Annotated in this window: 28 protein-coding genes; 5 read left to right on the top strand and 23 right to left on the bottom strand. The window is 41.4% G+C overall.

The window, feature by feature from the left end; translation table 11 throughout:
* Positions 1–11: 11 nt before the first annotated feature.
* Together G5B30_RS11645 and G5B30_RS11640 are read right to left on the bottom strand one after the other, a co-directional pair.
* On the bottom strand, positions 12–1,637 hold the full coding sequence (locus G5B30_RS11645) for a RagB/SusD family nutrient uptake outer membrane protein (RefSeq protein WP_165320163.1): 1,626 nt from the start codon (positions 1,635–1,637) through the stop codon (positions 12–14).
* An 11-nt stretch (positions 1,638–1,648) separates the two neighbouring features.
* Positions 1,649–4,783, bottom strand: a complete 3,135-nt coding sequence (locus G5B30_RS11640; RefSeq protein ID WP_165320162.1) for a SusC/RagA family TonB-linked outer membrane protein — start codon at positions 4,781–4,783, stop codon at positions 1,649–1,651.
* Positions 4,784–5,024: 241 nt separating this feature from the next.
* Between G5B30_RS11640 and G5B30_RS11635 the strand changes: the two genes are divergently transcribed.
* The 5 genes from G5B30_RS11635 (at position 5,025) to G5B30_RS11615 (ending at position 9,913) form a co-directional block, all read left to right on the top strand.
* Positions 5,025–6,158 carry an aspartate aminotransferase family protein gene (locus tag G5B30_RS11635; RefSeq protein ID WP_165320161.1) on the top strand — a complete coding sequence of 378 codons (1,134 nt, stop codon included), beginning with the start codon at positions 5,025–5,027 and terminating at the stop codon, positions 6,156–6,158.
* A gap of 102 nt (positions 6,159–6,260) precedes the next feature.
* Positions 6,261–7,226, top strand: coding sequence for an acetylornithine carbamoyltransferase (locus G5B30_RS11630; RefSeq protein WP_165320160.1), 966 nt, complete (start codon positions 6,261–6,263; stop codon positions 7,224–7,226).
* Between the two features lie 5 nt (positions 7,227–7,231).
* Positions 7,232–8,029 (top strand): acetylglutamate kinase, encoded by a 798-nt coding sequence (gene argB, locus G5B30_RS11625; protein WP_165320159.1) that lies wholly within the window; start codon positions 7,232–7,234, stop codon positions 8,027–8,029.
* Positions 8,030–8,049: 20 nt separating this feature from the next.
* The gene (proC, locus tag G5B30_RS11620) at positions 8,050–8,850 is read left to right on the top strand and encodes a pyrroline-5-carboxylate reductase (RefSeq protein WP_165320158.1); all 801 of its coding nucleotides are present in this window, start codon (positions 8,050–8,052) and stop codon (positions 8,848–8,850) included.
* On the top strand, positions 8,843–9,913 hold the full coding sequence (locus G5B30_RS11615; protein WP_165320157.1) for a M20 family metallo-hydrolase: 1,071 nt from the start codon (positions 8,843–8,845) through the stop codon (positions 9,911–9,913). The genes proC and G5B30_RS11615 overlap by 8 nt, the downstream gene beginning before the upstream one ends.
* Positions 9,914–9,969: 56 nt before the next feature.
* Here the strand turns inward: G5B30_RS11615 and rplQ are convergent, their stop codons facing one another.
* The 21 genes from rplQ to rpmC form a co-directional block, all read right to left on the bottom strand.
* The gene (gene rplQ, locus G5B30_RS11610) at positions 9,970–10,578 is read right to left on the bottom strand and encodes a 50S ribosomal protein L17 (protein ID WP_165320156.1); all 609 of its coding nucleotides are present in this window, start codon (positions 10,576–10,578) and stop codon (positions 9,970–9,972) included.
* A gap of 113 nt (positions 10,579–10,691) precedes the next feature.
* On the bottom strand, positions 10,692–11,684 hold the full coding sequence (locus G5B30_RS11605; protein WP_165320155.1) for a DNA-directed RNA polymerase subunit alpha: 993 nt from the start codon (positions 11,682–11,684) through the stop codon (positions 10,692–10,694).
* A gap of 89 nt (positions 11,685–11,773) precedes the next feature.
* Positions 11,774–12,382: a 30S ribosomal protein S4 gene (rpsD, locus tag G5B30_RS11600; RefSeq protein ID WP_165320154.1), complete on the bottom strand. Its 609-nt coding sequence runs from the start codon at positions 12,380–12,382 to the stop codon at positions 11,774–11,776.
* A 68-nt stretch (positions 12,383–12,450) separates the two neighbouring features.
* Positions 12,451–12,840, bottom strand: a complete 390-nt coding sequence (gene rpsK, locus G5B30_RS11595; protein ID WP_165320153.1) for a 30S ribosomal protein S11 — start codon at positions 12,838–12,840, stop codon at positions 12,451–12,453.
* A 149-nt stretch (positions 12,841–12,989) separates the two neighbouring features.
* Positions 12,990–13,367, bottom strand: coding sequence for a 30S ribosomal protein S13 (rpsM, locus tag G5B30_RS11590; RefSeq protein ID WP_165320152.1), 378 nt, complete (start codon positions 13,365–13,367; stop codon positions 12,990–12,992).
* A gap of 32 nt (positions 13,368–13,399) precedes the next feature.
* Positions 13,400–13,516, bottom strand: a complete 117-nt coding sequence (gene ykgO, locus G5B30_RS11585; protein ID WP_165320151.1) for a type B 50S ribosomal protein L36 — start codon at positions 13,514–13,516, stop codon at positions 13,400–13,402.
* A gap of 41 nt (positions 13,517–13,557) precedes the next feature.
* Positions 13,558–13,776, bottom strand: a complete 219-nt coding sequence (infA, locus tag G5B30_RS11580; protein WP_079643278.1) for a translation initiation factor IF-1 — start codon at positions 13,774–13,776, stop codon at positions 13,558–13,560.
* A 75-nt stretch (positions 13,777–13,851) separates the two neighbouring features.
* A complete protein-coding gene (map, locus tag G5B30_RS11575; protein ID WP_165320150.1) occupies positions 13,852–14,634 on the bottom strand; it encodes a type I methionyl aminopeptidase in 783 nt (260 codons plus the stop codon).
* Between the two features lie 17 nt (positions 14,635–14,651).
* Complete coding sequence (gene secY, locus G5B30_RS11570; protein WP_165320149.1) at positions 14,652–15,992, bottom strand: preprotein translocase subunit SecY; 1,341 nt, start codon at positions 15,990–15,992, stop codon at positions 14,652–14,654.
* A gap of 3 nt (positions 15,993–15,995) precedes the next feature.
* Positions 15,996–16,442 (bottom strand): 50S ribosomal protein L15, encoded by a 447-nt coding sequence (gene rplO / locus G5B30_RS11565; RefSeq protein WP_165320148.1) that lies wholly within the window; start codon positions 16,440–16,442, stop codon positions 15,996–15,998.
* 115 nt (positions 16,443–16,557) lie between these two features.
* Positions 16,558–16,737: a 50S ribosomal protein L30 gene (rpmD, locus tag G5B30_RS11560; protein ID WP_165320147.1), complete on the bottom strand. Its 180-nt coding sequence runs from the start codon at positions 16,735–16,737 to the stop codon at positions 16,558–16,560.
* Positions 16,738–16,742: 5 nt separating this feature from the next.
* Positions 16,743–17,261, bottom strand: a complete 519-nt coding sequence (rpsE, locus tag G5B30_RS11555) for a 30S ribosomal protein S5 (protein ID WP_165320146.1) — start codon at positions 17,259–17,261, stop codon at positions 16,743–16,745.
* A 12-nt stretch (positions 17,262–17,273) separates the two neighbouring features.
* Positions 17,274–17,636, bottom strand: a complete 363-nt coding sequence (rplR, locus tag G5B30_RS11550) for a 50S ribosomal protein L18 (RefSeq protein ID WP_410528444.1) — start codon at positions 17,634–17,636, stop codon at positions 17,274–17,276.
* Positions 17,633–18,187, bottom strand: coding sequence for a 50S ribosomal protein L6 (gene rplF, locus G5B30_RS11545; protein ID WP_165320144.1), 555 nt, complete (start codon positions 18,185–18,187; stop codon positions 17,633–17,635). The genes rplR and rplF overlap by 4 nt, the downstream gene beginning before the upstream one ends.
* Positions 18,188–18,210: 23 nt before the next feature.
* Positions 18,211–18,612, bottom strand: a complete 402-nt coding sequence (gene rpsH / locus G5B30_RS11540; protein WP_317164340.1) for a 30S ribosomal protein S8 — start codon at positions 18,610–18,612, stop codon at positions 18,211–18,213.
* A 149-nt stretch (positions 18,613–18,761) separates the two neighbouring features.
* Entirely contained in the window at positions 18,762–19,031 is a 270-nt protein-coding gene (gene rpsN, locus G5B30_RS11535; protein WP_165320142.1) for a 30S ribosomal protein S14, read from the bottom strand.
* Positions 19,024–19,593 carry a 50S ribosomal protein L5 gene (gene rplE / locus G5B30_RS11530; RefSeq protein WP_165320141.1) on the bottom strand — a complete coding sequence of 190 codons (570 nt, stop codon included), beginning with the start codon at positions 19,591–19,593 and terminating at the stop codon, positions 19,024–19,026. Before rplE ends, rpsN begins: the two co-directional genes overlap by 8 nt.
* Complete coding sequence (gene rplX, locus G5B30_RS11525; RefSeq protein WP_165320140.1) at positions 19,593–19,934, bottom strand: 50S ribosomal protein L24; 342 nt, start codon at positions 19,932–19,934, stop codon at positions 19,593–19,595. Before rplX ends, rplE begins: the two co-directional genes overlap by 1 nt.
* A gap of 2 nt (positions 19,935–19,936) precedes the next feature.
* A complete protein-coding gene (rplN, locus tag G5B30_RS11520; protein WP_165320139.1) occupies positions 19,937–20,305 on the bottom strand; it encodes a 50S ribosomal protein L14 in 369 nt (122 codons plus the stop codon).
* 1 nt (position 20,306) lies between these two features.
* Positions 20,307–20,561 (bottom strand): 30S ribosomal protein S17, encoded by a 255-nt coding sequence (gene rpsQ / locus G5B30_RS11515; protein WP_134091323.1) that lies wholly within the window; start codon positions 20,559–20,561, stop codon positions 20,307–20,309.
* Positions 20,562–20,574: 13 nt separating this feature from the next.
* Positions 20,575–20,793: a 50S ribosomal protein L29 gene (rpmC, locus tag G5B30_RS11510; protein WP_165320138.1), complete on the bottom strand. Its 219-nt coding sequence runs from the start codon at positions 20,791–20,793 to the stop codon at positions 20,575–20,577.
* Positions 20,794–20,836 lie beyond the last annotated feature (43 nt).

Below are 20,836 nucleotides of genomic sequence, written 5' to 3'. Positions count from 1 at the left end.
CTAAAAATTTATTACCAACCAAAATTGTTTTCTTTTATTGCTTTATTCGAGTTCATTTCATCAACAGGAATAGGAAGCAAAAGATTCCGTCGTGTCCTTACTTTGGATATATTGTTTTGTCCCATACCGATACTATTCATAACGTCCAAATAGATTCCCCATCGCATGAGATCATAATGTCTTATACCTTCTAATACAAACTCACGAGCTCTTTCCGCTATAACAAAACTTCTAAATTGCTCTTTATTCATACCTGCTGGAGCATCTTCCGCCGTCGCACGGTTATACACTTCGTTTAAGTACTCATAGGCTTTGGGAGGAGGTGTACTACTGGCTTCATTTGCCGCCTCGGCATAGATGAGCAGGACTTCTGCATAGCGAAGTAAAGGGAAGTAAGCATCGCTATTAGATACCAAAGGTTCGGCAACGTCAGCATATTTAATGACGTAGGCACGATCATCTGTACCTCCGTTATTGTTGTATGTCAGGCCATTCACTACTTTATACTGAGCCGCTTCCCAAGATGGATAGAAATAACGTGTTCCGGTATTGCTTACATAATTGTGGGCAACTGCATCTAATATGCGTTTGTCATTCGGCGCATAATCCATATAATGGTTGTTAGTGAACCATACTGCCCCACGTCCGAAATAAGACGTAGCTGAAAAATAACTGTGTATTTGATTAACGAATGTTGTCCCCGTCAAGGATTGCAGCATCCACATGTGTTCATCTTTATTTCGATAAGCGGCGCTCCATAGATCTTTCAAATTCGGAACCAACTTATATTCATATTCTTCACTTTCAATGACCTCTAAAGCTTTATCGCGTGCAAGTTCAAAATAAGTTTGGCTATCTACCCCTTCCAATCCTGCCACCACTTTTTTCACATAAGTCTGTTGACTATTTGTTGCACCTCCTCGGACAGTAATGTTTATAGGAGATAAGCTTCCCGAGGCAATGGTCAAATAAGTCTTTGCCAGAAAAGATTGGGCAATCTCCCGATTTGCACGTCCATTTTCTCCCGATTTCTCATGTGATTTTGACAACAACAACTCTTCCGCTTGTTTGAAGTCATTAATAATAGCTTCATAGACTTCCATCACTTTTGATTTGGGAACATTTGCTTCTGGATTAGCCGACAAAGACTGTAAGCGCAAAGGCACCTCTCCATACAGCTGCACCAGCTGAAAATAGGCCCATCCCCGTAAAAAATAAGCTTCTCCTATAATTCTATTCTTGATCTCCGTATCAATATTCTCTTGGATCAGATTGACATTTTCGATCACAGTGCTTGCCCTTGATATTATAGTATAACATCCCACCCAGGGTCCATCTACTCCCCAATAACCTTGTGGATTACCTGCACCGGATGTACCCAGATACCAATCCGCACCCGACACATGATCATCATCCAGCACGGTAAGATTCCATAATGGTTGTAAATACATATCCCAACTGTATAACTCGCTATATACACCATTGATAGCCGTCTTGGCGTCATCTTCATTCTTATAGAAGTTATTAGGCGAAAGAAAAGAATGCGGTTTTTCTTCCAACACCTTTTTACAGCTGTTCAAAAAGGGTAAGGTCGACGAAAGCATAATAAATACAACTATGAAGAGTAATCTTTTCATGGCCTTAAAAATTAAAATTTGCATTGAAGTGTTAAGTTGTAGGTTCTCGCGTTCGGGTAGCCTCCCAAGTCTACACCGAATAAGGCTGGATTGTCACCGTAGCTGTTGATCTCCGGGTCATATCCAGAGTAATTGGTCCAAGTAAATAGGTTATTTACACCTATCGAAATTTTGGCGTTTGAAATACCTTTGACAACATGATTTGGTAATGTATAGCCCAGTGTGATATTCTTTAATCGCACAAAACTACCATCTTCCACAAATCTTCTCGAAAACATAAGAGTACGCCAAAATTGTCTGCTCATTTTTGGGCCGGTAGCGTGTGTATTGTCCCGATCATCTGACCAAGCCCCGTCAAACATAGCCTGTGTAATGTTCTTATGGGTCCCCAGATTAGCAATGAAGCGGGTGTTCATATTTACAATATCATTGCCTTGTACAGCGTGAAGGAAAATGGACAGATCAAAATCCTTGTATTGGACTTGATTTGTAACCCCAAAGCTATATTTGGGGTTGACGTCTCCAATAATCATACGATCCGATGTCGACAGAGAACTTGGGTCGTTATCCAGGTTTTTATATTTTATTTCTCCTACCATACGGTCAATGATAGACTGGTCTTGATTATAATACAACATTGAATTTCTGACCTCGGCTTCATTGTCGAAATAACCATCTTCGACATACCCATATATGGCTCCTATCGGAGCACCCACCGTTTGTATAAAGGGCGCATCGTTAGTCGAAATATTGGCCGCAAACTGTTCAGTAAGTCCATTCCCCAGTGACAAAATTTTATTTCTGTTAAGAGAAAAATTAAAGCCGGCATTCCACTTCCAGTTCCTATTCGTGATTACCTGTCCATCAATACGCAATTCCATACCCCTGTTTTCTATAGAACCAGAGTTGACGAGTTGACGCGTAAAGCCAGTGGAAGCCGGGGTCGTGATAAACTGCAACAGATCATTCGTGCGTTTTAGATAGAAATCCGTTGTTACATTTAACCTACTTTTGAAAAGTGAGACATCCAACCCGACATTATATGCGTCTGTTGTTTCCCATTTGAGACCGGGGTTTGCAGGCCCAGCATAAAAATCATCAGCCAATCCACTTTGAAGACTGCCATCGAACGGGTAGTTATACACCGCTAATTTAGACAGTGACGAATAAGCCCCAATTCCCTGATTACCAGTTTTACCGTAGCTCAGCCTTAGCCCCATATTGTCTATTTTCTCTATATCTTTCAGGAAATCTTCTTGATTGATCTTCCAGGAGATCGCCGCCGAGGGGAAACCTGCCCATTTATTATCGGCACCAAACTTACTGGAACCATCCTGTCGATAAGAAACTGTCAGTAGATATCTTTCCATAAATGAATAGTTCAACCGGGCAATGAATGACACCAAGTTCGAAGTGGTACGAGCCCCTCGTATAGGGACAAGCTGTTCCGCCGCCTGCATATTATCGTTCTGTAACAGATCATTTGGAAAAGTCTTTGCTTCCGCCCGCTTCCATTCCGATTCAGTCCGTTCATACGTCCCGGCTCCCGTTAGGTTAAACAGATGACGGTCTACTCTTCTCTCATAAGTCAATATACTTTCTGATATAATAGAATTGAAACTGTTATCAGCTTTTAGCCCCCACCCTTTCGAACCAAAGCCTTCATATACCGTACGTGGATAATACTGATCCCGATTACTCATATAATAGTTAAATCCAAGGTTATTACGGAATTTCAATCCATCCAAAATATTGATTTCCACATAATTGGAATTGAATATACTTAATGTACCGATCTTATTCAACACATCATTGGTATAGATAACCGGATTCGTGATAAAATACGAATCGCCTACGCTGGTAAACTCTTCAATGGTCGTAATCGTTGGAGGAAAAGAAATAGCCGAGCGGATCACACCGGCACTAGCGGCATCAGACTTATCTGTTCCGGTTTTAACGCCATTGTTCACACTCCTTGACACCGAAGCACTGGTACCTATTTTTAAGTATTTCCTCACATTTCTGTTTAAATTTAAATTCAGCCCGTATTTTTCATAATCTGAATTACTGATAACCCCCTCCTGTTGCAAATAATTAAAACTGATTCGATGATTACCCGCATTGGTAGCGCCTGAAATGCTAAGCGCGTGCTTGTGATAACGCCCTTGCCGGAATAGTTTCTTTTGCCAATTGTTATTGTCATTCTCATATACACTAAGGTCCGGATACCTAACATCGTAGGTGGTTCCTTCGTACTTATTTGCATTTAATAAGGAAATGTTTTGATAGTCGGCATATTCGGCAGCTGTCAATACATCTAATATCCTCGTAACATTGGATACACCAAAATTCGCTGATGCCTCAATATTGTCTCGACCGAGCTGTCCCTTTCGAGTTGTGATCAATACGACACCATTTGCTCCCCGAGACCCGTAGATAGCCGTTGCTGACGCATCTTTCAGAATGTCGATCGACTCGATATCGTTAGGATCAAGAAACGCCAGTGCGCTGACAGATTGATGTTCATCTTCTCCCAGAGATACAGGTGTAGCATTACTATTATTGGCATTGTAGGGAATGTCATCAATAACATAGAGAGGTTCCGTACCACCCAAAAATGAATTGGATCCCCGGATACGGATGCTGATCCCTGCACCGGGTGCTCCATCGTTTTGTGTGACAGACACTCCCGCCAACTTGCCTTGCATGGCCTGTAGGATATTTGCTGAGTTCTCCCGTATTAGATCCTCATGACCGATCCGATCTATTGCTCCCGTCAAATCGGCACGTCGCGTGGTTCCGTAACCTACTACAATAATATCCTCCAATTGTCGGTTGTGTACGAGTAATGTAACGTCATAAACCGTTCGCCCTGACAACAAAACGTGTTGTGTCTCATACCCTAAAAAGGAAACACTCAACGATTGGGCAGCTTCGGGAAGCTTTATCGAAAACCCTCCATCTGCTCGGGATTGTTCTGTCACCAAAGCTTCACCTCCCGAAGACAATACGGTTATCGTAGCCCCCTGTAGTGGTTTGGAATACTCGTTCTTAATCGATCCTTGAATACTTTTCTGCTGTCCGTTGACTATGGTATAGCAAAAAAATAAGATCACGAAAATTTTTACGGTTAGTAGCTTTTGCATCGTGTTCATAACTGATTAAAACAAAGGTAGACACTTGAGCTCCCGGATGATAATACTATTTTATCCTAACCTTTAAAATTTTTATCAGGATAGCAAGTAATTTCTTCGCAACACATCCGTTAGGTATCGACCGCCAACTATTGTTGGATTTTTATTGCTTTGATTGCCTATAATTTACGTTTTCTTAGCTTATTCAAGTATATTTGCCTGTCATTTATTGTAAATAAGGCATTTTTATATCATGGAACTTTTTAACGTTTATCCGATCAATCCCGTCAATATTGTACGGGCACAGGGATCGACCGTATGGGATGACAAGGGTGATGAATACCTGGACCTATACGGTGGGCATGCCGTGATTTCTATTGGGCACACCCATCCTCATTATGTGGCTACCATTACGGATCAGCTCAGCAAAATCGGTTTTTATTCCAACTCGGTAGAAATTCCTATCCAGCGACAATTAGCAAAACAACTGGGTGAACTATCCGGCAAGCCTGACTATGCATTGTTTCTATGTAATTCAGGAGCAGAGGCCAACGAAAATGCGCTAAAATTGGCTTCATTTCATACCGGCCGTAAAAAGATTATTGCTTTTACCAAAGCTTTTCACGGACGCACCTCTTTGGCTGTCGCAGCTACGGACAACCCAAATATAATCGCTCCCGTCAATCAAACGGATAACGTCATTTTTTTACCTTTCAACGACGAACAAGCATTGTCACAAGCCTTCGCTTCCTATGGAGAAGAGATAGCTGCAGTAATTATCGAGGGTATTCAAGGCGTAGGCGGTATACGTGAAGCTTCCATTTCTTTTCTTCAGTTGATACGCTCGTTATGCAGTCAATCTGGAGCCGTCTTTATTGCTGATTCAGTCCAGTGTGGATACGGCCGTACGGGCACCTTTTATTCCCATGATTACGCGGATATTGAGGCGGATATTTATTCTATGGCAAAAGGAATGGGCAATGGTTTTCCCATAGGAGGAATTGCAATATCGCCTAAAATACAAGCTTCTTACGGTTTACTGGGTACGACCTTTGGAGGCAATCATTTGGCATGTGCTGCTGCTGTTGCTGTATTGGACGTTATTAAAAAAGAGAATTTACTCGCCAATGCGAAACAAGTCGGAGATTATTTGATTAAGGAGTTGCAAAAGTTCGAGCAGGTAAAAGAAGTACGGGGTCGTGGCTTAATGATCGGGATTGAGCTCCCGGATGAGCTCGGACATATCCGTAAGGAGCTTCTATCCAAGAACAAAATCTTCACCGGCGAAGCGAAGCCAAATGTCATTCGCTTATTGCCGGCCTTAAATATGACAAGAGAAATAGCAGATAGATTTCTAACTGCTTTTGACGAACGGTTAAAAGCGTAATGCGTATTGCGTCGCGGGTATTGCTCATGGAGATATGTACCCACCAAATATAAATAAGAAAAACTGGTCACTGATTATTGACCACTGATAACTCATAACAACATGAATAAGTTCTTTTCAGTAGCAGACGTAGATAACTTAGATAATATCGTAAAAGAAGCCTTGGAGCTCAAGGCCAACCCTTTTGCTCATGAAACATTGGGAAAACACAAAACATTGGGTCTGGTCTTTTTAAATCCCAGCCTACGTACACGTTTAAGCACGCAGAAAGCTGCAACAAACCTAGGCCTAAGCGTCATGGTGATGAATATGGACAAAGATGGATGGGCCCTGGAGACACGTGATGGAATTGTAATGAACGGCACTACCGTGGAGCATATTCGGGAAGCCGCCGCCGTTATGGGCGAATATTGTGATATTTTAGGCTTGCGTTCCTTTCCATCACTGACGGATAGGGAAGCAGACTATAATGAAGACCTATTCAACAAGTTCATCAAGTATTGTGGCGTCCCGGTAGTATCTCTGGAAAGTGCAACACGCCATCCTTTACAAAGTCTAACAGATCTGATAACAATTACTGAACACAAAAAAACAACAAAACCAAAAGTTGTGTTAGCTTGGGCACCACATGTGAAAGCACTGCCACAAGCAGTTCCAAATTCGTTTGCTGAATGGATGAGCCAGGCTCAAAAGGAAGGATTAATAGATTTTACGATCGCTCACCCAGCGGGGTATGAACTGGCTGAAGAGTTTACGTCGGGAGCACACATCACACACGATTGGAACGCTGCACTAACGTCAGCCGATTTTGTATATGTAAAGAACTGGTCCTCTTATAAGGAATACGGCCAGGTTTATCCCGTATCCGAAAATTGGATGATGGATAATGAAAAATTGAAATTAACGAATGACGCGAAGGTCATGCACTGCTTACCCGTAAGGCGGGATCTGGAATTGTCCTCAGAAATATTGGACGGTCCCAACTCCCTTGTCATCAAAGAAGCTAGCAATCGTGTATGGGCAGCACAGATCGTGCTAAAAAGAATATTGGAACATTTAAGTAAGTAAAAAACATGTCAAACAGTACATTGAATATTATCAAGATAGGTGGTAACGTAATAGACGACGATATTCAATTAGAGAATTTTTTAGAGAAATTTGCAGCTATTCCGGGGAAAAAGATATTGGTTCACGGTGGTGGCAAAATAGCTTCACGAATAGCAGACAAACTAGGCATAACCGTCAACATGGTTGACGGGCGACGCATTACAGATGAAAACATGTTAGATGTCGTCACGATGGTATATGCCGGCCTAACGAATAAGAAAATTGTAACAGCGCTACAAAAGTATGGTTGTGATGCACTAGGGCTCAGTGGTGCCGATGGGAATGCGATTAAAGCTATCAAACGCCCCGTACGTAAGATTGATTACGGTTTTGTCGGCGATATTTTGGCCGATTCGGTCAACAGTCTATCCATAAAAAAGTTTTTGGATGCGGGATTTACACCAGTTTTTTCAGCAATTACCCATAATGGAAGCGGTCAGCTCCTAAATACAAATGCAGATACTATTGCTTCAGCCTTGGCTGTCGCATTATCGGAGCTGTATGAAACTTCACTGATTTATTGCTTTGAAAAAAATGGCGTCCTGTTGAATGCCGAAGATGAAAACTCCGTCATTGCCACCATTAACAGTACTCAGTTTGAAACATTCCAAAAGCAGGGGGTGATTAGTGAGGGGATGATTCCGAAACTTCAGAATGCCTTTGATGCTATCAACAAAGGTGTAAAAGACGTTTTAATTGGAAATGCTTTAAATTTGCATTTGCTACAGCAGCAACAATTTGGAACTTCCTTAGTAAAGAACTAATGATATAAAATAGAGACGCGATGAGCAAACTAACAATTATCGGATCAGGGAATATTGGACTTTCACTGGCTAAAGGACTCGTAAAATCGGGACAATACCAAGCTAACGATATCATCTTAACAAGACGTTCATTGACTTCTTTAGAACAGGAGCGATCTTTGGGCTTTGGTGTCAGCGCGAACAACATCGAAGCGATTATGCAGGCTGACATTGTTGTATTGGCGGTATTACCTCAACAACTCCGAAAGGTTATGGAAGAAATCGCTGACACCATAGCTCCTCATCAAATTGTAGTCTCTGTTGCCTCAGGAGTCTCCTGTCGGGACATCAAAGATATTTTGGGAGAGAACACCATTACAGTACGCGCAATGCCGAATACCGCTATCGCTATCGGACAGTCTATGACCTGTATAGCGACAGATAACGCAACACCGGAACAGGTAGCCGTCGTTGAAAAGATATTTGAAACGGTGGGTGCAGTAGTCGTCATCAATGAAGATTTGATGACTTCTGCGACAGCACTTTGTGCTTGTGGTATAGCCTTCTTCTTACGTACGATTCGCGCCGCATCGCAAGGGGGCGTCGAAATAGGATTCCATGCACACGATGCGTTGAAAATGGCGATACAAACGGCTAAAGGTGCCGCTGATTTATTACTCCAGACTCAGAATCACCCCGAAAGTGAAATCGATAAGGTAACGTCACCTAAGGGATGTACAATTGCTGGGCTAAATGAGATGGAGCATAATGGTTTGAGCTCCGCATTTATCAAAGGTATTAAACTATCCGCCCAAAAGGCCGGAGGTCTATACAATGAATAATCGTATAACGCATCTTACAAACAGCTGCATTGTACTGTTGAAGCAGTTGATAAGCACACCTTCTCTCAGTAGAGAGGAGGAAGGCACCGCATCAATTATCCGTGAATTCTTAGCAAACTCCGGCGTAAAAAGCGAACGGGTGGGCAATAATATTATCGCATATAATAAATATTTCGATAAAGAAAAACCTACTATCCTACTCAACTCCCATCATGATACGGTAAAACCCAATCCCGGATATCACAAAAATCCATTCGAGGCAACCGTCGAGGATGGAAAGCTCTACGGGTTAGGAAGTAACGACGCAGGAGGTTGTCTGGCATCTCTGATAGCTACATTCTTATATTATTACGAACGAACGGACTTGATGTACAACCTTTGCCTTGTAGCTTCTGCTGAAGAAGAAATATCCGGCAAAGGGGGAATAGAGGAGGCTTACAAACATATTACCCCCTGTGCTTTCGCGATTGTAGGAGAACCTACTTTATTGGATCTGGCAATCGCAGAAAAGGGGTTGATGGTCTTAGATTGTGTGTCACATGGTCAGTCAGGGCACGCGGCTCGAGAGGAAGGAATAAATGCTATCTATGAAGCTATCGAAGATATAGCTTGGTTCCGTACTTTTGAATTTCCCAAGCAGTCTGTTTACTTAGGACCCGTCAAAATGACGGTAACCATGATTGAATCAGGGTCACAACATAATGTTGTACCCGCAACATGTAACTATGTAGTAGATGTAAGAACTACAGATGTCTATTCTAATGAAGAGGTGCTGGATATCATTAAAAAGCACACCAAAAGCGAGGTCAAAGCTCGATCTACACGGCTAAACTCTTCGTCGATCGCTCCCAACCATCCTATTGTCCAAGCCGGGCTCAAACTGGGAAAGACAACGTATGGTAGCCCAACCATGAGTGATCAGGCCTTGTTACCCATTCCTTCGATAAAAGTAGGACCAGGTGACTCTGCACGTTCTCACATGGCTGACGAGTACATCCATATACAGGAGATAGCGGAAGGTGTGCAATTTTATATTGATTTATTGCATGAGGTATTGCAATAAAAAAGCTCAAGTAGAAAATCCACTTGAGCTCTTATATAAAGACTAAGACTTAACTTTTAGTCTTTCTTCTCTTCTTCCTCTGTAGCTGAAGAATCCTTTGCTTCAGGCGCTTCCTCAATAGTAGCTTCTTCAGCATTCACCGTCTCTTCTTCCACCGCAACAACGTCCTCGACTACAGCTGCTGCAACCTCTTCTTCTTCAGCCTTCACTTCTTCAGTTTTAGCTTCGACTTCTGCAGTAGCCTTTTTCTTACCACCACGGCGACGAGTAGTTTTCTTCTCCGTTTGAGCAGTTTTACCGTAAACTTCGTTATAATCTACCAATTCGATAAATGCCATCTCCGCGTTGTCACCAAGTCGATTCTCTAATTTGATGATACGCGTATACCCACCCGGACGAGTGGCTACTTTTTCGGATACTTCACGGAACAGAATAGTTATCGCTTCTTTATCCTTTAAGTAGGAAAATACGGTACGACGAGAGTGCGTGGTATCACTTTTAGATTTTGTGATCAAAGGCTCAACATACTTACGCAATGCTTTCGCCTTCGCTAATGTAGTTGTAATACGTTTGTGTTTAATCAATGAAGTCGCCATGTTGGCTAACATCGCCTTACGGTGACTGTCAGTGCGGCCTAAGTGATTTACTTTTTTTCCGTGTCTCATTTTCTTAGTTGTTTTTGTGCGTACCGTCCATTTCGGAATAAGGATTAATCTTTACTCCCATTAAGGGGAATTACGCAACAGGTCGCTTGTTATTAAATTATTACTTATTTTACTTATTCTTCGTCCAATTTGAACTTGGATAAATTCATGCCGAATGACAAACCTTTCGATTTAACCAATTCCTGAATCTCGCTTAAAGACTTCTTACCAAAGTTTCTAAACTTCAACATGTCCGCTACATCATATGTAACCAATTCAGCCAACGTACGAATATCCGCAGCTTTCAGACAATTTAAAGCACGAACGGAAAGATCTAAATCGACTAACTCTGTCTTTAAAATCTTACGCATATGTAAGATTTCCTCATCGACAACTTTAGTCTCCTCTTTCGTCTGAGACTCCAACAACATGTTTTCATCCGAAAACAACATGAAGTGCTGTATCAAAATACGTGCGGCTTCCTTTAAGGCGTCTTCCGGGTGAATAGATCCATCCGTAGAAATATCCAACAACAATTTCTCGTAGTCTGTTTTCTGCTCTACACGATAATTTTCAATGGAATATTTTACATTCTTGATCGGCGTATAGATAGAGTCAATAGCGATCAACCCCACCGGTCCATCAATAGCCTTATTTTCTTCCGCATTAACGTACCCACGTCCCTTAGCAATTGTAAGCTCCACTTCGATAGTATTTGAGCTTTCTGTATTACAAATCACCAAGTCCGGATTCAAAACTGTAAAATTGTTTGAGAACTTAGTAATATCACCAGCGGTAAACTGGTCTTGACCATTGATAACCACAAAGATTTTCTCGCTATCACCTTGCTCACCTGTTTTCTGAAAACGTACTTGTTTTAAGTTCAAAATGATCTCTGTTACATCTTCCACCACTCCTTTAATAGTAGAAAATTCATGTGACACGCCTGAAAATCTTACCGACGTAATTGCATATCCTTCCAATGAGGACAATAAAATACGGCGTAAAGCATTACCAATAGTAACACCAAAACCTGGCTCTAATGGACGAAATTCGAAAGTACCATCAAAATCAGTCGATTTTTGCATGATTACTTTATCCGGTCTTTGAAATGCTAAAATTGCCATTTACTATATTTTAATTTTTTGTAACAATTAAATATATATGAATAAGGTATACAAAACTTGAAATCTAGCTCGTATACCGTTATCAATTACTATTTAGAGTATAACTCTACAATTAAGTTCTCCTTAATATTCTCAGGGATATCTGCACGTTCAGGGTAGTTAATAAACTTACCTGTCAAATTCTTCGCGTCCCATTCCAACCATCCAAATTTATTAACTGTTCTTCCAGCCACTGAATTTGAAATAGCTTCCAATGATTGCGAACGCTCACGTACACTGATAACATCGCCTGCCCGAAGACTGTATGATGGAATATTAACGACATCGCCGTTAACTGTAATATGTTTATGAGATACTAGCTGACGTGCTGCTGCACGTGTAGGCGCAATACCCAAACGGTATACGACGTTATCTAAACGGGCCTCTAATAATTTCAGGAAGATCTCTCCTGTAATACCTTGCTTTGAAGCAGCTTTTTGGAACAAGTTAGAGAACTGACGCTCCAATACGCCATAAGTATATTTTGCCTTCTGCTTTTCCAACAACTGAACAGCGTATTCAGATTGCTTTCCTCTTCTCCTTGAAGGACCGTGTTGTCCTGGAGGATAATTCTTTTTTTCTAACGCCTTATCAGGACCGAAAATAGGTTCTCTGAATTTACGTGCAATTTTGGACTTTGGTCCGGTGTATCTTGCCATTTCTTTTTCTGTTTGAAGTATCTATCAGCCTTTAACTGACGAATCTTAATCTTAAAACAATAACTTAATTAAACTCTTCTGCGTTTTGGAGGACGACAACCATTGTGAGGAAGCGGTGTAATGTCTTTTATCGTCGTCACATCAATTCCTACCGTTTGTAATGTACGAATTGCAGACTCTCTACCCGCTCCTGGGCCTTTAACAAAAACCTCTACTTTACGTAATCCTAGATCATAAGCGACCTTTCCACAGTCACCGGCTGCCTGAGAAGCTGCGTAAGGCGTATTTTTCTTTGAGCCTCTAAAGCCCATCTTCCCTGCACTTGACCAAGAAATAGCTTGACCTTGATTATTGGTTAACGTAATGATAATGTTGTTAAAGGTAGCGTTGATATGAGCTTGGCCAACAGGCTCAATAACGACGAGACGCTTTTTAGTAGCTTTTTTAGTTTTAGCCATTTTCTATTTTAGTATTGAGTATTGAGTATTGTGTATTGAGATATCCCATCTCTACTTCTACTCTTACCGATTTTTATTTAATCCTTTTGTGTTACTTGAGCATCGCAATCCTACCTACGGCAGGCAGGCACACATCTCAAATCGCACTACTACTTAGTAGCTTTCTTCTTGTTTGCAACTGTTTTACGTTTACCTTTACGTGTACGTGAGTTGTTTTTGGTACGTTGACCACGAACAGGTAAATGTTTACGATGACGTAGTCCGCGGTAACAACCAATGTCCATCAATCGCTTGATGTTCAATTGCACCTCTGAACGCAAAGCCCCTTCGACTTTAATTTCATCATTGATGATCGTCCGAATAGCCGTCAGCTGATCATCATTCCATTCAGAGACTTTCACGTCCTCACTAATACCTGCTTTATCCAAGATATAAGCAGCAGTGGTCCGGCCGATACCAAAGATATAGGTAAGGCCAATAACACCTCTTTTGTTTTTAGGTAAATCTATACCTGCTATTCTTGCCATATAATATTCTAAGCGATTACTTGTTAAAAAAATTACCCTTGACGTTGTTTAAATTTGGGATTCTTTTTGTTGATTACAAAAACCTTCCCCTTACGACGGATGATCTTGCAATCCGCACTACGTTTTTTTACTGATGCTCTTACTTTCATTTTGTTTTTATCCGTTAAAAAAGCTCTTGACGAGCAATATCTTATTTATATCGATATGTGATTCTACCTTTTGTCAAATCGTAAGGAGACATTTCGAGTTTTACCTTATCTCCTGGCAATATTTTGATGTAATGCATCCGCATTTTGCCCGAAATATGAGCTATAATCTCATGCCCGTTCTCCAGCTCTACCCTAAACATCGCATTCGATAATGCTTCCTTAATAACGCCATCTTGCTCTATAGAGGCTTGCTTAGCCATATACTCTTCTAATTTATATTGTCAATAGCCTGCACAAACAGGAGTGCAAAGATAAACAAAAATGTTGGAAACCAATTACTTTTTGTCCAAAACTTTTTCTACATGTTCAAAGGTCAACAGTACATCCGGCTTTCCTTTTTGGATAGCAACCATCTGCTCAAAATGCGCTGATAGCTTCCCATCTACTGTACTGACCGTCCATCCGTCGTCCCAGAATTTGACACCCCCACGTCCGGCATTAATCATCGGCTCAATACAAATAACCATACCCTGCTCCAATTTAACCCCCGAACCGCGTTTACCGTAATTGGGAACCTCCGGTTTCTCATGCAGCTCTATCCCAACACCATGGCCAACCAGTTCGCGGACTATTCCGAAATTATAAGCGGTAACATACTCCTGTATAGCGGAAGAGATATCGCCGACGCGCTTTCCGGCTACGGCCTGTTCGACCCCCTTATACAAGGACGCTTTAGTCACATCCAGCAACAACTGGGCTTCCTCCGAAATATCCCCTACTCCAAAAGTATACGCTGAATCGCTGATATACCCGTTCAAATTCACTCCACCATCCACTGACACAAGATCACCGTCCTCGATAACATACTCACTTGGAAAACCGTGCACGACCTGATCGTTCACAGAAATACATAAAGAATAAGGGAAACCGTGGTAATTTAAAAAAGCCGGCGTACCACCATGGTCCTTAATATATTCATAGGCCAACTTGTCCAGTGATAGCGTCGTAATCCCGGGTTTGATAACCTTTGCAATTTCAGCAAGCAAGTGCGATAAGACATCTGCTGATGCCCGCACTTGCTCGATCTGTTCGGCTGTTTTATATATGACCTTAGACATCTAAGCTTAAGCCTCTCTTAAATTGCTGACTGTCCGTACCCCTCTACACTTGCTGTTGACCGTCCTTTAACCCGTCCGGTCTTCATCAACCCATCATAATGACGCATCAACAAATGGCTTTCAATCTGTTGCAAAGTATCTAATACCACACCCACCATAATCAAAAGAGATGTACCGCCATAAAAGTGTGCGAATTGATTATTAACTCCGACCACACTGGCAATAGCAGGTAAGATAGCTACAATAGCCACAAATATCGCACCTGGAAATGTAATACGCGAGATGACATTGTCAATGAACAAATTCGTATCATGCCCAGGCTTGATGCCTGGAATGAACCCTCCGTTTTTCTTCATATCTTCAGACATCTGTTGCGGGTTTACCATGATCGCCGTATAGAAAAACGTAAATGCAATAATCAGAATTGCAAATGTTATATTATACGGCACCGATGTAAAGTTTGATAAGGAAGCTAAAAAATCGGATTGAAGTCCTGGGAAAAATTGCGATAGCGACATCGGCAAAAACATAATTGCCTGCGCAAAGATAATAGGCATTACACCTGCCGCATTCACTTTCAAAGGAATGTACTGACGCACACCGCCTACCTGCTTATTGCCCACAATCTTCTTCGCATATTGCACAGGCACCTTACGTACCCCCTGAACAATTAAAATGGTAAAGATCACAACAAAGAACAAGGCAATAAATTCCAATAATAATGGAATAATACCACCTCCTCCCGGACTCATGCGCGACGCCCATTCTGATGATATACCCGCTGGAAGCTGCGCAATGATACCTACCATAATAATCAAAGAAATACCGTTACCGATACCTTTGTCGGTGATTTTTTCACCCAACCACATCACAAACAACGTACCTGCCGTCAACACAATAGAAGAAAGAATTGTAAACATTGGATCTGCAATAATCCGAGCTGAAGGCTCAATTTGAGTCTTCACATAGGCCACAGCTTGCACCAATGTAATAGCCAACGTCAAATAACGGGTAATCTGGTTCATCTTTGTACGACCGGATTCTCCTTCTTTCTGCATCTTTTGAAAAGCAGGAACAGCAATACCCAACAATTGTATAACGATAGATGCCGAGATATAAGGCATTACCCCCAGCGCAAAAATCGCTGACCGGGAGAATGAACCTCCGGAAAACATATTAATAATACCTAATAGCCCTTCTTTCTGACCAGCAGTAACTAACGCTTCAGGATTAACACCTGGCAAAACCACGTGACATCCAATACGATAAATAAGGAGAAATAGCAACGTATTGATAATACGATTACGAAGATCCTCTATCTTCCATATATTGGTTAAAGTTGTGATTAGTTTCTTCATGAATTAAAGTTTAATGATAGAACCTCCTGCTGCCTCAATAGCTTTCTGTGCAGTTGCTGAAAAAGCATGAGCCTTAACTTCAACTTTTGAAGTAAGCTCACCACGGCCTAAAATTTTCACCAAATCATTCTTAGATACTAATCCATGAGCTTTCAACACATCGAAATCTACTTGTGTCAGGTTATGCTTGGTAATCAAATCTTGCAAAACATCGAGGTTAATACCATTATATTCAACTCGATTTATGTTCTTAAAGCCAAACTTGGGAACACGACGTTGCAAGGGCATCTGACCACCTTCAAAACCGATTTTCGTGGAGTTACCTGAACGGGATCCGGCACCTTTGTGCCCTCTTGTTGATGTTCCTCCCCGACCAGAACCTTGACCACGACCAATACGTTTTCTAACTTTTGTTGAACCAGCTGCTGGTTTTAAATTACTTAAGTTCATTGTGTAAACTAAGATTATGTTGTGCCTTCGCTTTCACTAAACAGGTCACAACGATTAACAAATAATGAATAAACAACTAACGGAAAGAACCGAAATTCTTTCCGTAGCTATATTTTTAGATAGCTTCTATTGCAACCAAATGGTTTACCTTACGGACCATTCCGATAATAGCTGCGGTAGCTTCTACTTCCACTGAGTGATTGATTCGTTTCAATCCCAATGCCTCAATAGTTTTCTTTTGGCGCTCGCTTCTGTCGATAACGCTCTTTATCTGGGTGATTTTGATTTTTGCCATGATAATTAACCGTTAAATACTTTATTTAGATCGACACCACGGTGTTGAGCTACAGTATATGCATCACGCATGCTTGTCAATGCATCAACTGTCGCCTTCACAACATTATGTGGGTTCGAAGAACCTAATGATTTCGCCAATACGTCTTTAATACCTGCCGATTCAAGCACGGCACGCATCGCGCCACCCGCAAGTACTCCCGTACCATCTACCGCAGGTTTAATCAAAACACGTCCTCCGGAGAATTTACCGTACTGCTCATGTGGAACTGTACCCTTGATAATCGGAACTTTAACTAAGTTCTTCTTTGCATCATCGATACCTTTAGTGATAGCTTCCGTTACCTCTTTCGCCTTACCCAAGCCATAACCGACAATACCATTCTCGTCACCAACAACGACAATAGCAGAAAAACTGAAGGTACGACCACCCTTAGTTACCTTTGCAACGCGCTGGATACTTACTAAGCGATCCTTTAATTCGATTTCGCTTGATTTTACTCTTTTTATATTGCTTAATGCCATTTGTTCCTCTAATTAAAAGTCTAAACCACCTTCGCGAGCACCTTCTGCCAACGATTTTACACGGCCGTGGTATAAGTACCCATTACGGTCAAAAACTACTTTATTGATACCTGCTGCAATTGCTTTTTCAGCCACCAGTTTACCCACAACTTTCGATTGATCAATTTTATTTCCAGATGCTACAAAATCTTTTGCAAGGCTTGACGCCGCTGCTAAAGTTGTACCTGTTGTATCGTCGATGATCTGAGCATAGATACCCTTATTGCTGCGAAAAACTGACAAACGTGGACGCTCAGCTGTTCCGGTCAGGTGTTTTCTTATTCCTTTCTTAATTCGCTCTCTGCGAGATGTTTTATTTCCTGCCATGGTTATTATTTTTTAGCTGATTTACCTGCTTTTCTTCTTAATACTTCTCCTTGGAACTTAACACCTTTACCTTTATACGGCTCTGGCTTACGTAAGCTGCGAATCTTTGCCGCCACTTGTCCAATTAATTGCTTATCAATAGACTCCAATGTAATAGTAGGATTCTTACCCTTCTCCGCTGTTGTGGTGACTTTAACCTCTTCCGGCAGAACGATAACGACCGGGTGTGAGAAGCCTAATGCCAGCTCCAAGGTGTTACCGGTATTAGAAGCACGGTAACCTACACCGACAAGCTCCTGTACAGTTTTATACCCTTCCGTTACACCTACTACCATATTATTAATCAAAGCACGGTACAGTCCGTGTAATGCTTTGTGTCGCTTTTGCTCAGTAGGACGGCTTACTATAATATTGCCTTCCTCCTGTTTTACAGTGATATCACTATCGACCTGTTGTGTTAATTCTCCTTTAGGGCCTTTCACCGTGACCAAATTCTTATCGGACACAGTTATCGATACTCCTGACGGAACAGCGATAGGCGCTTTACCAATTCTTGACATCTTCTTTGTGTGTTTTCCTTAGATTAATAAACGTAACATAAAACCTCACCACCCACATTTTGTAAGCGAGCTTCTTTATCTGTCATAACACCTTTCGATGTAGACAAGATAGCGATACCCAAACCATTCAAAACGCGAGGCAAGTCGTCAACACCTGCATACTTTCTTAACCCAGGTTTACTCACACGTGTCAAGGTGCGAATAGCCGGAATTTTGCTAATGGGATTGTACTTCAATGCAATCTTGATAGACCCTTGAGGGCCCTCTTCAACAAATTTGTAATTAGCAATGTAACCCTTATCGAAAAGAACTTTAGTAATTTCTTTCTTCAGGTTCGATGCAGGAATTTCAACAACCCTGTGGTTGGCCTTAATGGCATTCCTTACTCGTGTAAGGTAATCCGCTATTGGATCTGTATTCATTATGTATTTAAATTGTGATAACGGTTTCTCAGACTGACCAAAGCCTTGGACCTATTATCGGTTCATAAAATTTTGCGTATACTTACTTCAACGAAAAAACCCGATAAACCTGATATAGGTTTATCCGGGCAAAAGTAAATATTTTTTTTAAATTACCAAGAAGCTTTTCTCACTCCCGGAATTTTTCCCTCTAATGCCATCTCACGGAATGTCACACGAGAGATACCGAATTGACGCATATATCCTTTCGGACGACCTGTAAGTTTACAACGGTTGTGCAACCGTACAGGCGAAGCATTTTTTGGTAATTTGTCTAATGCTACATAATCGCCAGCTTCTTTCAACGCTGCACGTTTTGCTGCATATTTAGCTACCAACCGTTGGCGCTTTAATTCGCGTGCTTTTAATCCTTCTTTAGCCATTGTTGCTCGTATTTTGATTTTTAAATGGTAAACCGAATTGCTTTAACAATTCTAACGCTTCGATATCGTTTTTAGCCGAGGTCACAAACGTAATATCCATACCTTGTATCTTATTGATCTTGTCAATATTGATTTCAGGGAAGATGATCTGTTCCGTGATACCCAAATTGTAGTTACCTCTTCCGTCAAAACCTTTATCATTGATACCACGGAAGTCACGTATACGAGGCAAAGATACGGCAATCAAACGATCTAAAAACTCATACATGTTATTATCACGTAGTGTTACCCGAGCGCCGATCGGCATTCCTTTACGAAGTTTAAAGTTTGAAATATCCTTCTTTGACTTCGTAGGAACAGCCTGTTGACCAGTGATCAACGTCAATTCACCGATAGCATTATCAATCAATTTTTTATCTGCAGTAGCCGCTCCTATACCTTGAGATACAACGATCTTCTCCAGCTTCGGAACCTGCATAATGCTTTTATACTGAAATTTTTCTTTAAGCGCTGTACGGATCTCCTCCGCATATTTCGCTTTCAATCTTGGTGCGTAAGCCATTATTTAATTTCCTCCCCTGATTTTTTAGCGTAACGAACTATTTTCCCGTCTGCATTCACTCTGCGACCCACACGTGTAGGTTTTCCAGTTTTAGGATCAACTAACGCTATATTTGAAATATGGATAGCCGCTTCCTTCTCGATGATACCACCGTTTGGATTTGCCGCACTGGGTTTCGTGTGTTTCTTTACTTTGTTAGCGCCTTCAACAACCGCTCTGTTAGCATCCACTAAGACTTCTAATACTTTTCCTTGAACACCTTTAGCGTTACCAGCGATAACTTTCACTAAATCACCTTTCTTGATTTTGATTTTGTGAGTTGTTTTTGTTTTCTGTGCCATAATTATAAAACCTCCGGTGCTAATGATACAATCTTCATGAACTGCTTCTCACGTAATTCACGCGCAACCGGCCCGAAAATCCGTGTGCCCCGCGGCTCATCGTTGTTATTTAATAATACTGCAGCATTGTCGTCAAAACGAATATAAGACCCATCTTTACGACGAATTTCTTTCTTCGTACGAACGACGACTGCTTTAGAAACGGATCCTTTCTTCACGTTTCCTGAAGGCAAGGCACTCTTCACGGTAACAACAACTTTATCACCGATAGATGCATAACGCTTGCGCGTACCGCCCAATACACGGATAACTAAAACCTCTTTAGCTCCCGAATTGTCGGCCACATTTAATCTAGATTCCTGTTGTACCATGTTATTTAGCCCTTTCTAAAATTTCAACTAATCTCCAATTCTTTGTCTTACTCAGCGGACGCGTTTCCATGATTAATACCGTATCGCCGATACCGCAGGTATTTTCTTCGTCATGAGCCTTAAATTTAGTAGTTTTTTTAACGAACTTACCATAGATAGGGTGCTTCACTTTACGCTCTACAGCCACCACAATGGACTTGTTCATTTTGTTGCTAACTACTAAGCCGATTCTTGTTTTTCTTAAATTTCTTTCCATTTCGACTTAAATTTTATGCCTCAGCGGCTGTTTCGGATTGACCGGCATTTTTCCGCTTCGACAACTCCGTGGAGATACGAGCGATAGCCTGACGCGCTGCGCGAAGAACATTAGGGTTCTCAATAGCGGAAACAGCATGTGCAAATTTTAACTTGTTTAGCGCAGCTTTCTCTTCTGCTAGCTTAACTGCTAAATCTTCTGTTGTTAATTCTACGATTTCTGAATATTTCATCTTATTTCAGTATTGGGTCGGGTTATCAATATAACTTATCGAA

The organism is Sphingobacterium sp. SGG-5 (genome assembly GCF_011043525.1).
In the GTDB taxonomy this organism is placed as follows: domain Bacteria; phylum Bacteroidota; class Bacteroidia; order Sphingobacteriales; family Sphingobacteriaceae; genus Sphingobacterium.
Note: the sequence above shows the minus strand (reverse complement) of the source record. Positions and strands in the feature narration are given on the sequence as shown.